Source organism: Gemmatimonadaceae bacterium (genome assembly GCA_035606695.1).
Taxonomy (GTDB): domain Bacteria; phylum Gemmatimonadota; class Gemmatimonadetes; order Gemmatimonadales; family Gemmatimonadaceae; genus JAQBQB01.
Window position 1 is genome coordinate 14,584 of sequence record DATNEW010000049.1, and the last position, 13,353, is coordinate 27,936.

Genomic DNA, 13,353 nt, shown 5'->3' on the forward strand with positions numbered 1-13,353 from the left:
CCATGAGCATACCGCTTAACGTGACGTCGCGTTCCGCCGAATTTGCCCCGCCGGCATCCAGCGTCGAGCCGCCCGCGCCGTGGACCATTGCCTGTTTGAACTGCCACGCGACGATGAGCGGTCCGTTCTGCGCACAGTGTGGACAGCGCGCGGTGCCCCCGCACCCGAGCGTGCACGAGATCGCCGGCGAAGCCTTCTCCGAGTTCACGGGATGGGACGGCAAGTTCGTCGAGACGTTCAAGCTGCTGCTCACGAGGCCCGGCGCCGTCACGCGGCAGTTCATCGAGGGCAAACGCGTTCGCTTCATCTCGCCGGTGCGGCTGTATCTCACGATGAGCTTCATCTACTTCCTGCTCGCGTCCGCCGCACCGACGCTGGTGCCGGTGACACGTCGGGTGGACGCGGCGGGCATCCAGGTTGGCCTCACCGTCGGGCCGAATGCCGCGAAGAAAGGATCCGCGCCGGAGGTAGTGGGCAAAGCACTGGCGACCGCCGTCGCCGGCGGCAATCTCTCGACGGCACAGCGTGACTCTGCGCTCGCGAAGGTCGGCAAGGCACCCGTGTGGCTTCGTCCAATCGCGAGGCGTGAAATCGAGGATCCGCAGGGCCTCAAGCGCAACCTGCTGGACAGCCTGCCGCGCGTGCTCTTCATGATGCTGCCGGTCTTCGCGCTGGTTCTGAACGCCTTCTATCGGCCGCACCGCTATCCCGCGCATCTCTACTTCTCGATTCACTTCAACACGCTCGTCTTCATGCTGCTCGCGATCGGCGTGCTGGCGAAATTCACGTACTCGTCCGTGGTCGCCGGGCTCGTCGGCGGGATTTGCACGCTGGCGATTCCCATCTACGGCGTGATCGCGCTGCGTGGGATGTACGGCGGATCGATCGCGGCAACCATCGCCAAGGGGCTTGGCATCGTGACGATGTGCCTCTGCGCGTCGACGGTGGCGTTGTACGGGCTCGTCTACTACGCGTCGCTCGCGCGCTGACCATCGTCGAACACGATCGTCGAACGCCGCGCCAGCTAGTCTAATTTAGACTAGACGCCCTTTTCCTCGAGCAGCGCCAGAAACTGCTTGGGCTCCGTCAGCTCGAGCAGCCGGCCCGGCACGTCCGGCTCCTTGCTGAACTGCGCAATTTTGCCGAGGACGGGCAAGTACTGATTCGAGACTTCTAATGGCGGCGCGACGATCAGAAAGAAGAAGTGCACCGGCTTCTCGTCGATCGCCTTGAAGTCGACGCCTTCCTTCTTGCGGCCAAACGCCACGCGCAGCTTGTTGACGACCAGCGAGCGGCAGTGGGGAATCGCGATGCCGCGCCCGATGCCCGTCGACCCAAGATTCTCACGGCGCTTGAGCATCTTGAACAACATGCCTTCGGACTTTTCGTCCAACTTGAGCAAGCCGATCAGCTCGCGGAGGATGTCATCCTTCGACGTCCCCGCAAGGTCGAGCTTGATTGCGTCTTCGCTGAAGAACTCTCGCAGTTCCATTTGGCGCAACCTATTGAGCCCCTAGACGTGTGTCAAATGCTGATGTTGCTTGCAGTTGCTTCGTGTTGCTTCGACTTCGGCACGCTCTTAACTTGATCGAGTGGCACATGCGGCATTCCGAGCGAAGGTGCGCAGCGCCGGAGCGAGGAACACCCAGTGAAATGGCACCGTCCAGCATTCCGGGCGAAGGTGCGCAGCGCCGGAGCGAGAAACCCTCAGTGACGAAACGCTTTCCGTTCCCCCTGACAGGCAGTTCGGTCGACGTGCCGATGTATCTGGCGCCCATGGCCGGCGTGTCCGAGTCGCCGTTCCGGCGCCTCTGCCGCCGCTTTGGCGCCGACGTCGTCGTCACCGAATTCCTGTCCGCCGAGGGGATTCGGCGCGAGAACGAAGCGACGATCAGCAAGCTGCGCTTCGGGCCTGACGAGCGGCCGATCGGCGTGCAGATTTTCGGCGCCGATCCGATCGCCATGGGCGAAGCGGCCGCGTTCGTCACCGACGTCTTCCAGCCCGAGTTCATCGACATCAACTTCGGCTGTCCGGTGAAGAAGGTCGTCAAGCGGAACGGCGGCTCGGGCTGTCTCAAGGATCTCGACCTCGTGCAGCAGATCATCCGCGCCGTGGCGAAGAGCACGAGTCTTCCCGTCACGGTCAAGACGCGCAGCGGATGGAACGAGGACACGCGCGACCCGGTCGGCATCGCTCTGCGCATGCAGGACGCCGGCGCGCGCGCGTTCACCCTGCACGCCCGCACGCGCACGCAGATGTACAGCGGCACCGCGCGCTGGGAAGAAATCGCGGCCGTCGTCGCCGCGCTCGACATTCCGGTGCTCGGCAACGGCGACATCAAGACACCGGAAGACGCCGTGCGCATGCAGCGCATGACGAATTGCGCCGGCATCATGATCGGCCGCGGCGCGTTCGGGCAGCCGTGGATCTTCGATCAAACGCGCGATCTCCTCGCGGGCCGCGACAAGCGTCCCGATCCAACCGTCGAGGAGCGTTTCGCCATCGCGCTCGACCACGCGAAGATGGCCAACGACTACGAGCCCGACCGGCGCGGCGCGGCGATCGAGTTCCGCAAGCACCTGGGTTGGTACTGCAAAGGTCTCCCGGGCTCGGCGGAGCTCCGCAAGAAGCTGCACGCGGTGACGTCGCTCGGCGAAGTCGAAGGGATCTTTGAAGAGTATTTGCGTATGCGCGATCAGTACGCGGCCGAGGTCGACACGGCTGCATGAGCGTGTCATGAGACGCGAGCACGTTCGCGATCTGCTCCAGCAGGTGGCGAACGGCGCGCTCGACGTGACGAGCGCGGTCGACGCGCTCGCAAACGGCGTTCTCGAGCCGCTGGAATCGCTCGGCTTCGCGACGATCGATCATCACCGCACGCTTCGCCAGGGATTTCCCGAGGTCATTTACGCGGCGGGCAAGACGCCGGAGCAGGTCACGGAGATCGCGCGGCACATCATCGCGCGCGGCGACGCCATGCTCGCTACTCGGCTCTCGGCCGACGCCGCGGAGATGTTGCGCGCGTCGCTGCCGGATATCGAGTTGAATGCGCTCGGGCGGACGGCATTTCTCCCGGGCCGCGAGCCGGCGCCGAGCGGCAAGGGAACGGTCACGATCGTCACCGCCGGCACGAGCGATCTGCCTGTCGCCGAGGAAGCGGCCGTGACATTGCGGGCGCTGGGCGACTGCGTGGCGCGCATCACAGACGTGGGCGTCGCGGGGATTCATCGTGTGCTCGCCAAGCGCGACGAGCTTTCCGCGTCCGCCGTGGTGATCGTCATCGCGGGGATGGACGGGGCGTTGCCGTCGGTCGTGGGTGGTCTCGTGCGCGCGCCGGTGATCGCGGTGCCGACGAGCGTCGGCTACGGCGCGGCGTTCCAGGGAATCGCGCCGCTGTTGACGATGCTCAACAGCTGCGCCGCGGGTATCACGGTGGTCAACATCGACAATGGATTCGGCGCGGCGGTCGCCGCGTCGCGTATCACGCACGGCGTGTCATCCTGAGGAGCGCAGGCGGTGTGTCATCATGAGAAGTCGCGCTGTTTGTCATCCTGAAGAGCGGAGCGACGAAGGACCCCTTTCACTGACGAGAGCTCGCCTTGGTGAAAGGGGTCCTTCGCTACGCTCAGGATGACAACAGGGTTATGAGTCTTCTCATCACGGCGGCAATCGCGTTCGTCGGCGGTGCGGCGTTCGTCGCGCTGCTGTTCAGACGTCGGCGCTCTGACGACGACGGGCGTTCCCGCGCCGCGCTCACGCGCGTCGATGCGCATCGCTCGTCCGCGACGTCGGGTTCCCGCCTGACGCCGGCCAAGTCCACGGCGCTCGGGCGCGAGGCACAGGAGCGATTCGAGACGCGAGAGGCGACGCGCGATCTCGAGATCCTCGATCGGTTGCTTCGAGATCTGCGCGACTTGAGCGGCGCCGACGAAGCGATCTTCTGGCGATGGGTGGAAGCGCGGCAGACGCTGATGCCGGGCGCGTGGTCGACCGAAGGGACGTCACGTCCGACGTCGTTCGACATGCGCTCGTGGGGACCGCTCGTGCGATCGAGCGCCGAGTATCGCGAGCTGCAGCTCGTCGCGCGCGACGACGGCGCACCTGAATTCGCGGCGGCGCCGGTCCTCGGCGGACCCGGGGTGTATGGCGTCCTCTCGCTCACCGCGGCGACCGGGTTGCGATTCGACGACGCCGGAGCACGCGAATGGCTGCCGCGATTCGCCGCGCAGGTCAGCGCGCTGATCCAGCTCTTCGATCTGCGGCGCGATTACGGACGCCACATGCGCCAGGGCCAGGCGCTCCTCGATGCAGTGCAGCGCATGCATGGGCATCGGAGTGCGGAGGCGTTGGGGCAGGCACTGTGCGAGACGGCGCGCGACGTCACCTCGGCTCCGGTCGCGGGCCTCGTGCGATGGAACGACGCCGAGAAGCACGGCGTTGTTCAGGCTACGTCGCCGTCGATCGACGTCGAGCCGGGCTTTCACGTGACGGTGGATTCGATCATCGGGCAGGCGTGCGTTGCGCAGCTGCCCTTGGTGCTCGAAGACGCGGCGTCCGCCGTGAAGGAGACCTGCCCGTACGGCGGCATGGCTCGGCCGGTTGGATCGCTGGCCATCGTCCCGGTGCAGAGCGGCAATCAGGTGATCGGCGCGTTGATCGTCGAGGGAAAGGAGCCGAGCGACGTGGGCCAGCTCGAGGCGCGCAATCTGGGGCTTCTCGCGGCGGTAGCGCGCGGTCCGCTCGAGATCATCTGGGAGATCGAGGAGGTCAGTCGTCGAGCGCGAACGGACCCGCTCACGGGCCTGTCGAATCGCCGGCACTTCGACGAGCAGCTGCGGCGCGTCGTGGCGGAGACGGATCGGTTTGGTGGAACGTGTTCGCTGATTCTGGTGGATCTCGATCACTTCAAGCAGGTGAACGATCAGTTCGGCCATGAGGCGGGCGATACGGTGCTCAAGCACGTCGCGCAGGTGTTGTGCGACGGCGTGCGCGAAGTGGACGTGTGCGCGCGCTATGGCGGCGAGGAGATCGCCATTCTGCTGCCGCAGACGTCGGAGCAGGGTGCCTACGAGCTGGCTGAGCGGCTGCGGCAGACGCTGGAGGCGCGGCCGAGTTCGCATGCGGGGCAAGGAATTCCGGTGACGGCCTCGTTCGGCGTGGCGACGTATCCGGCGCCGGTGCCGTATGGGGACTGGCTGGTGTTGGCCGCCGACAAGGCGTTGTACGAGGCGAAGGCGAGCGGGAGAAACTGCGTGAAGGTAATTCAGCCAAAGCAAGTCACTCCAGCGCTTTACAAGGCTCGCTGACGAGGCTGCTTCACGAAGATCGCTGTTGATTCCGGGCGCGAATCGACTAGATTCAGTGTTACGGGGGCGACTGGCTTCGACGGGGTAAGTGAAGCCGTGGCTGCGTGCCCAGGTCGTGGAGCACCTGGTAAAACACTCCGCAACATTCCAACTGCGAACAACAACTTCGCCCTTGCCGCGTAACTTCTAGTTACGCCCGCAAGTGCCTCTGAGGAAGCTCGCCCGGGGCGGCTTCTTAGGTATCGGAAATCCGGGTTGGCTGGTGCGTACGCCTTCGGCGTACCGGCGAGACGAAGAGGGCTTACTCGCGAGTGGGTCGTCTGCCAACCAGCGCGCGGGGACATCTAACGGCGGACTACGCACGTAGGAGCTGTGGTCGATCTATTCTCGGACCCGGGTTCAATTCCCGGCGCCTCCACTGAAATCGGATGTAGCAACGTTCAACGGCGTCCAGACTCTGGGCGCCGTTGTGCGTTTCAGACCGTTACTCGTTTCTAATTCCAGAACGTTGAAGGCATGTCCTGGGCGACGTCGGTGATGCGACTCAGCGCCCGCGACCTGAGCTGATCCACGACCCAGGAAGTCGGCTGTCCCGCGATCTCGCGCAGCGTGACATCGGTGAGGCGGCGCGCCAGCCGCGCCAGCGTATGGTGATGCACGCCCAATTCAGTCGCGACAACCGGCCAACTGTCGCCCGCGGCTCGGAGCCCGGTGCCGCGCACGAGCAACAGCCAGCCGAGAAAATCCTCGAGACGCAGCCCGTCGTCGGGCACGATGCGGCGCCATTGATGCCAGAGCGTCGAGCGGTCGCACCCGACCCGCGTCGCGAGCATGCCGATCGAAGCGGCATCTCGCGGTTCATCACAGGCAATGCTCAGCGCGTGCCCCAACGCCGAGGGAACGGTCGTCGTTGCGCGAATGCGTTGCCCGACGCGAATGAACCACGCACGCACGAGCGCACGACACACCACCCGCCGCAACCGTCGCTCGAATGCATGTAGTCCAACAAGACTATCGCGGAAGAGCTCCCGGTCGTCGTGACCTTGATCGTGCACGGAACCGGTGACAACGACGAGCGGAACGAACGGCGCGCCGTCGCGCAATGCCGCGACCTTCGGCGTCAGCTCGCCGAGGGAAATCCATGGGTCGGCAACGATCGTGCACCGGGCCGTGCGATGCAACTCGTTGAATCGACTCCACTCCGTAACGAGGGTGACCTGCCCGACGTCGTGCAACGCGACGCCGGCACGCCGCACGAGTTGCGGCTCCGTGGCAAAGATGATGATCATCGCGCACCTCCGGGTTCGAGCCGCGGCCGATCGCGACGCACTGTAGCGCGCCCGCGTGAGCAGTGCGTGAGCGCTGCGTGAGCAATCAGGCTGTCGCCGAGTGTTATTGATTCTCCGGGCCCCAATGCATCTCATCCGCTTCCCAAGCGCGGCGCGCTTTCGAGCCGCCGCCGACTCGTTTCTCCTGCGCCACGAGGCGCAGCACGGGCTCATGCTCGGTATCCTCGGCGAGCTCGCCGAGCTGCCGCCCGGCGGACTCGCGGTCGTCGCGATCGACAACGGCGGGAGCGCGGAAGTGCTCGGCGTCGCGTTTCGGCTGGACACCCGTTTGCTCGTCTCGCGCGTCGAGCCGGACGCGCGAGACGAATTCGCTCAGCTGCTCCGCAAGGAGCCGTGCAGTGCCGTCGTGGGCAACGCCGAGACGGTGCGCGCGGTGACGGCGGCGATGGCCCGCGCGATCGAGCATTCGCTGGCGCAAGGCGTGTACGTAAATCGCCGCGTGATGTGGCCGGACCGGCATCCGACCGGCGCACGCCGGCTGGCGACGCCAGGTGATGAGGAAACTCTAATCGCATGGCACATCGCGCTCAGCGCGGCCATCGGACAGCGCGAGACGCTCGAGCATGCACGCGAATCGATCGCGCGCCGGATCGCGTCGCACGCGCTGCATGTCTGGGAAGACGGCGGTCGTATCGTCTCGAGCGCGGCGGCGGTCGGCCGGACCGCGCACGGCGTGAGGATCAATCTCGTCTACACGCCGCTCGAGCTTCGCGGCCGCGGCTACGCGTCGATGCTGGTGGCCGATCTCACGGACGAGCTGCTGCGCGACGGGCGCGAGTTCGTCTTCCTGCACACCGATCTCGCGAACCCGACCTCGAACAGGATCTACCAGCGACTCGGCTACGAGCGCGCGGGTGATTTTCTCATGGCGTCGTTCGAACCCGCGAACTAATCGTCCGCGCTCTCGGGCGACCGCGAATGCAGATCGAGCCCGCGATCCTCGGCGCGCACGACCTGCTTGCGCTTGAAGATGAACTCCGGCGCGAGGGCGATTCCGAGCAGGGTGACGGGAATGATCTGCTGCGTTTGAATGAGGAACGCGACGGCGATCGCCTGATCCTTATCCATTCCGAACCCGACGGCCGTCAGCGCATACACCGCCTGGAACACGCCGACGTTGCCAGGCGTCGCGCGCACGGCGAAGCCGAGGTTGACGGCGAGCAGCGCGGCGACGGTACCAACGGGCGACAGATTGAAATGCGCGGAACGCGCGGTCAACGCGTAGGTCCACACTTGCAGCGCCCAGATCGACACCGAGATCAGGAGCGCCATGCCGAATCGGGGGCCGGTGGAAATGCCGCCGATCGTATGACCGAAGTGGCGGAAGTAGTTCGCGACGCGAGACCGCCATCCGATCGCGCCTGTTACTTCGGCCGCGAGCGGCGCCGCGGATTCGGCGATGTCCGGGCGGCGGACCAGATAGACGAGGAACACCGCGATGAGCGCGAGCCCGGCCCACGCGAACGGCTTGGCGCGCGAAAGCGACGACGGCAGATCGAGGAATGAGACGGCCAGCGCGAGCATCACGACGTACCCGATCAGCTCGAACATTCGCTCGAGCGCGAGCGTCGCGAGCACCTTCGCGCTCTGCACGTGGGCGGCTCGGGCAACGAACACGACGCGCGCCGCTTCGCCGCCGTTGGCGACGAGCACGTTGTTGAGACCGGCGCCGGCGAACGTCGCCTTGAGCGCCATCCACAATGACGGCGCGCCAACGGGGCGCAGGAAGATCCACCAGCGCACGCCTTTCAGCGCCAGCGACAACAGGTTGACGAGCGCCGCAAGCAGCAGAATGGTGCGATTGGCGCTCACGATACTCTGCCACGTCGTCTGCCAATTGACCTTTCGCGCAAACAACACCAGCGCCGCGATGATGACGACGCTTAGCAACAGTCGGATGCTGCGCGAAACGGCTTTCTTCATGCGGTGGTCAGGCGATGGTCAGTCGTGATCAATCAGTGATCAATCGGCGTCGAACAGCTCGAATTCGAAACCCTGAGCCAGCAGACGATCGACAATCAAGGGCACTGCGCGTGCCGTTTGCGTCCGATCCCCTTGAGGATCGTAGCCGTCTCCGTCGTGCAAGAGAAGGATCGACCCGGGACGAGCTCCGTCGACGGTACGCTGGGCGATCACGTCGACGCCCGGCCTGTCGGAGTCCCACACGCCGAGCGACCACCCGACGGTCCGCTGGCCGAGCGAGCGCGCGATCGCCGTGACCCAGGGCGCACGGAAGCCGTGCGGCGCGCGAAAGAGGTGCGGCGTCACGCCCGACGCCCGCTGAATCGCCTCGGTGCCGAGCGTGAGATCGCGCCGCACATAGGCCGGCGACTTGAAGTGCAGCTTGCGATGAAACCAGCCGTGATTGCCGATCGAATGTCCTTCATCGGCGACGCGCCGCACGAGATCCGGCCACTGCTCGGCGTGGCGGCCGAGGATGAAGAACGTGGCCTTCACGCCGCGATCGCGCAGGGCGTCGAGGATGAATGGCGTCGCATTGGGATTGGGCCCGTCGTCGAACGTGAGCGCGACGCGTTTTCCGCCGCCGGACACGTGCGTGATGGGTTTGCCGAAAACGAAGCTGTTGCGGTGAAACGCGCCGTGCGCGGCGCCGCCGATCACGACGACGCCGGCGCCCAGACTTTCGAGAATCATGCGGCGGTGTGCCGTGCGCTATGCGCTAACGGCGACGTTTCCGAGAACGCCCTGATACACGTCCAGCACGCGAGACGTGACACGCGACCACGAATATTCGAGCGAATTCTGACGCCCGGTGGTGCCGAGCTGAATCGCCAGTCCTTCGTCGTCGAGCACGCGCACGAGCGCGTCGGCCAATGCGTCGCGGTCGCCGCACGGCACCATGAGCGCCTCACGCTCGTTCACCACGACGTCCTGGAAGCCGAGGATGTCGGAGCACACGACGGGCGTCTCGCACGCCATGGATTCGAGCAGCGTGATGCCGAACGAGGCCTTGGTGGTGGGGCAGGCGTACACACTACTATGGGCGTAGTAGCTGGGACGTCCCTCGAGGACCGAGCCGACGAAGACGATGTCCTTGTCGCCGTTCGCCTGCTTGTAGTAGTGCTCGCGCAGCGGACCGTCGCCCACGACCACGAGCCGCGCCTGGCGGCCGTTCGTGCCCTTCGACTTCACCTTGCGGAACGAGTCGATCAGCGTCGTGAGTCCGTTGCGCGGATCGAAGCGGCCGAGGAAGAGAATCGTCGGAACGTCCTTCGAAATCCCCGGCGGGGGAGGAGCGCTCGGATGAAAGACATCGGTGTCGATGCCGTTCGGAATGATCTGCCAGTCCGCCTCGAAATACCGATTGAGCGCGACGGTCGTGCTCTTCGACACCGCGATGGGCGTGGCGAGCATGTCGAGCCGTTTCTGGAAAAAGCGGTTGAACGCGGTGTATCCGACCGAGCGATCGAAGTACGTATGGAAGGTGCCGACGACCGGGATGCCGAGTCGGTCCGATTCCTCGATGGCGAGCAGCGGAAGCACGGGCGTGAGCGGCGAGTGCACGTGCACGATGTCGTACTTGCCCTCACGCAGCACGCGGCGCATGTCGCGGCGGAGATTCCACCCGACTGTGATGCGTGCCTGTGAGCCGTTGCAATAGACGGGCTGGCTGCGACCCAGGCGAATGACGTGTGGCTGCTCTTGAGCGCCCGGGATGTGGGACGTGATGACGTCCACATGGTGTCCGCGGCGGCGCGCTTCGCGGGCGAAGAAGTGCACGTGCTCGCAAACGCCGCCCAGATGCGGATAGTAGTACTCGGTTACCAGCGCGATCCGCAGCGGATTGGGATCGCTCGGCAGGAACTCGAGGTCCGGGAGGTTGGGCAGCGTCGGGTGGCTACGACGCGAGCGCCTGAGTGCTGGGAGGGGTGGATTCAAGAGCGGCATGGGCAGCGGCGAGGCGGGCGATTGGGACTCGGAAAGGAGAGCAGGAGACGTAATCGAGGCCGATCGTGTGGCAAAACTTCACGGAGCGCGGTTCACCGCCATGTTCACCGCAGATGCCCACCTTGAGTTCAGGGCGGACGCTCCGACCGGCAGATACGGCAAATCCAATCAGCTTGCCAACTCCATTCCGGTCCAGAACCTGGAATGGATCGTCGGGAAGTATACCACGATCTACGTAATTGGGTAGGAATCGGCCCGCGTCGTCGCGACTGAGGCCAAAGGTGGTTTGCGTTAAATCATTGGTTCCGAACGAAAAGAACTGCGCCTTGGTTGCGATCTCGTCAGCGGTCAGTGCCGCGCGCGGAAGCTCGATCATCGTGCCGATGGTGTACGGCACTTCTTCCCCCATTCCACCCAGCACCTGTCGCGCGACGTCCTCGAGAATGGCTCGCTGGTTTTCGAATTCGGCCAGCGTGGCCACCAAGGGGATCATGATCTCAGGACGGACATCTATGCCTCTTCGTTTCGCTTTCACAGCGGCCTCAAATATTGCCCGGCCCTGCATTTCCGTGATTTCCGGGTAGGTAATACCCAGTCTACAGCCGCGATGTCCCAGCATCGGGTTGGTCTCGCGTAAAGATTCCACAATGTGGGCTAGCTCAGCCCGCTGAATGCCGAGCGTTCGGGCGAGCAGCTTCGATTCTTCGCCGCCGTGCGGCAGGAATTCGTGCAGCGGCGGGTCGAGCAGACGGATCGTTACGGGCAATCCATCCATGGCCTCGAAGATTCCGTCGAAGTCCTGGCGCTGCATCGGCAACAGCTTGGCGAGCGCACGGCGGCGGCCGCTTTCGTCGCGCGCGATGATCATTTCGCGCATGGCGGTGATGCGGTCGCCCTCGAAGAACATGTGCTCGGTGCGGCACAGCCCAATGCCTTCCGCGCCGAACCCGCGCGCGATGCGTGCATCGGCCGGCGTGTCAGCGTTCGCGCGTACCCTGAGACGGCGCACGTCGTCCGCCCAACCCAGCAGGCGCGCGAACGCATGGTACGTCGGCGCATCGCGTTCCATCCGCGTTCCGCGAATGACCTGCACGATCTCGCTGGGCGTGGTCGGCAGATCGCCGGCGTAGACGCGGCCCGATGCGCCGTCGACGGTGATCCATTCGCCTTCGCCGACGGTGGTGTCGCCAACGGAAAAGCGGCGATGCTCCACGTCGACGTGAATGTCTCTGCATCCAACCACCGCGCACTTGCCCATGCCGCGCGCGACCACCGCCGCGTGGCTGGTCATGCCGCCGCGTGCCGTGAGCACCGCGCGCGCCGCGACGATCCCGTGAAAATCTTCCGGCGTCGTCTCGTCGCGCACGAGAATCACCTTGTCGCCCGCGGCGGCGCGATGCTCGGCCACGTCGGGATCGAACACGGCGACGCCGCTCGCCGCGCCGGGGCTGGCAGGCAGCCCGGCGCACAGCGGCTTGGCGCGCACCGCGATGTCGATGACGGGATGCAGCAATTGATCGAGCTGCTCGGGCTGCACGCGCTGGATGGCGGTGCGGGTGTCGATCAAGCCTTCGTCCACCATGTCGGTGGCGATCCGCACCGCCGCCGCCGCGGTCCGTTTGCCGGTGCGCGTCTGCAGCAGGAACAGCCGCCCCCGCTCGACCGTGAATTCCAGATCCTGCATGTCGTGAAAGTGCCGCTCGAGGCGATCCTGGACCTTTAGAAGTTCCTCATAGGCCTGCGGCAGCTTGTTCGCCATGTCGTCGATGCTGAGCGGCGTGCGAATCCCCGCGACGACGTCCTCGCCCTGCGCGTTGACCAGAAACTCGCCGTAAAACTTGCGCTCGCCGGTGGACGGATCGCGCGTGAACGCCACGCCCGTCCCGGAGTCGTCGCCCAGGTTGCCGAACACCATCGACACGACGTTGACCGCGGTGCCGAGGTCGTCGGTGATGCGATTCACCTTTCGATAATCGACGGCCTTCTTGAGCGTCCACGAACGCCACACGGCTTCGATCGCGCCCCAAAGCTGCACCACGGGATCCATCGGAAAGTCCTGGCCGGTCGTCGAGCGCACCAGCGCTTTGTACTCCTCGACGAGATTGCGCAGCGCGGTCTCATCGAGATCGGCGTCCGTCTTGGCGCCTTTGGTCAGCCGCTTGGCGCTGAGCAAGTGCTCGAACTGCGCGAACGGCACGCCGAGCACGACGTCGCCGTACATCTGGATGAAGCGGCGATACGAGTCGTACGCGAAGCGCGCATTTCCGCTGGCCTTCGCGAGTCCGTGCACGGTGCGGTCGTTCAACCCGAGATTGAGAATGGTCTCCATCATGCCGGGCATCGACACCGGCGCGCCCGAGCGAACGGATACGAGCAGGGGATTCGCGGCGTCGCCGAATTGCTTGCCGGTCGCCTTCTCGAGCCGCGCGAGCGCGGCGTTGACTTCGGGGCGCAAGGCGTCGGGCACGTGCTTTTCGCGCAGATACGCGACGCACAATGACGTCGCGATCGTGAAGCCCGGCGGCACCGGCACGCCGAGGTTCGTCATCTCGGCGAGATTGGCGCCTTTGCCGCCGAGGACGGCTTTCATGTCTTTGGTGCCCTCGGCGGTGCCGTCGCCGAAGAAAAAGACGTCGCGAGGGGCTTCGCGCGTTGCAGGGGGTGGCGCGGCTGACGCCGCGGGGAGTGGCGCGGCTGGCGCCGCGGGGGATGGCGCGCCCGCGTTCGCGGGCGCAGGTGATACCTTCACTGCGCTATCGTCTATCGGCATTGAAGAAGCCATGCTTCG

Annotated in this window: 11 protein-coding genes and 1 other RNA gene; 6 read left to right on the forward strand and 6 right to left on the reverse strand. The window is 65.4% G+C overall.

The genetic code is table 11. The features are described 5' to 3' along the window. The first annotated feature begins 2 nt into the window (after positions 1-2). Positions 3-989: a DUF3667 domain-containing protein gene (locus VN706_24480; protein HXT18805.1), complete on the forward strand. Its 987-nt coding sequence runs from the start codon at positions 3-5 to the stop codon at positions 987-989. 50 nt (positions 990-1,039) lie between these two features. Here the strand turns inward: VN706_24480 and VN706_24485 are convergent, their stop codons facing one another. After that, the gene (locus VN706_24485; GenBank protein HXT18806.1) at positions 1,040-1,492 is read right to left on the reverse strand and encodes a PTS sugar transporter subunit IIA; all 453 of its coding nucleotides are present in this window, start codon (positions 1,490-1,492) and stop codon (positions 1,040-1,042) included. A 218-nt stretch (positions 1,493-1,710) separates the two neighbouring features. Here VN706_24485 and dusB point away from each other — a divergent pair, with 218 nt between their 5' ends. The 4 genes from dusB (at position 1,711) to ssrA (ending at position 5,728) form a co-directional block, all read left to right on the forward strand. Beyond that, complete coding sequence (gene dusB, locus VN706_24490; GenBank protein HXT18807.1) at positions 1,711-2,730, forward strand: tRNA dihydrouridine synthase DusB; 1,020 nt, start codon at positions 1,711-1,713, stop codon at positions 2,728-2,730. Positions 2,731-2,737: 7 nt separating this feature from the next. Further along, positions 2,738-3,505 carry a nickel pincer cofactor biosynthesis protein LarB gene (larB, locus tag VN706_24495; GenBank protein ID HXT18808.1) on the forward strand — a complete coding sequence of 256 codons (768 nt, stop codon included), beginning with the start codon at positions 2,738-2,740 and terminating at the stop codon, positions 3,503-3,505. A 140-nt stretch (positions 3,506-3,645) separates the two neighbouring features. Next, positions 3,646-5,307 (forward strand): sensor domain-containing diguanylate cyclase, encoded by a 1,662-nt coding sequence (locus VN706_24500; protein HXT18809.1) that lies wholly within the window; start codon positions 3,646-3,648, stop codon positions 5,305-5,307. Positions 5,308-5,369: 62 nt separating this feature from the next. Beyond that, positions 5,370-5,728: a transfer-messenger RNA gene (ssrA, locus tag VN706_24505) on the forward strand. Positions 5,729-5,801: 73 nt separating this feature from the next. On the opposite strand, the gene VN706_24510 is transcribed toward ssrA, so the two are convergent. After that, entirely contained in the window at positions 5,802-6,596 is a 795-nt protein-coding gene (locus tag VN706_24510) for a hypothetical protein (protein HXT18810.1), read from the reverse strand. A 124-nt stretch (positions 6,597-6,720) separates the two neighbouring features. On the opposite strand from VN706_24510, the gene VN706_24515 reads away from it, so the two are divergent. Further along, positions 6,721-7,548, forward strand: a complete 828-nt coding sequence (locus VN706_24515; GenBank protein ID HXT18811.1) for a GNAT family N-acetyltransferase — start codon at positions 6,721-6,723, stop codon at positions 7,546-7,548. Here VN706_24515 and VN706_24520 read toward each other — a convergent pair. Genes VN706_24520 through ppdK form a run of 4 tightly spaced genes read right to left on the reverse strand, consistent with a single transcriptional unit; the run spans position 7,545 to position 13,314 of the window. After that, positions 7,545-8,579, reverse strand: coding sequence for a lysylphosphatidylglycerol synthase transmembrane domain-containing protein (locus VN706_24520; protein HXT18812.1), 1,035 nt, complete (start codon positions 8,577-8,579; stop codon positions 7,545-7,547). The genes VN706_24515 and VN706_24520 overlap by 4 nt on opposite strands. Positions 8,580-8,618: 39 nt before the next feature. Next, positions 8,619-9,311, reverse strand: a complete 693-nt coding sequence (locus tag VN706_24525) for a polysaccharide deacetylase family protein (GenBank protein ID HXT18813.1) — start codon at positions 9,309-9,311, stop codon at positions 8,619-8,621. A gap of 18 nt (positions 9,312-9,329) precedes the next feature. Then, the gene (locus tag VN706_24530; protein HXT18814.1) at positions 9,330-10,556 is read right to left on the reverse strand and encodes a glycosyltransferase family 4 protein; all 1,227 of its coding nucleotides are present in this window, start codon (positions 10,554-10,556) and stop codon (positions 9,330-9,332) included. Then, a complete protein-coding gene (gene ppdK, locus VN706_24535) occupies positions 10,516-13,314 on the reverse strand; it encodes a pyruvate, phosphate dikinase (protein HXT18815.1) in 2,799 nt (932 codons plus the stop codon). Before ppdK ends, VN706_24530 begins: the two co-directional genes overlap by 41 nt. Positions 13,315-13,353 lie beyond the last annotated feature (39 nt).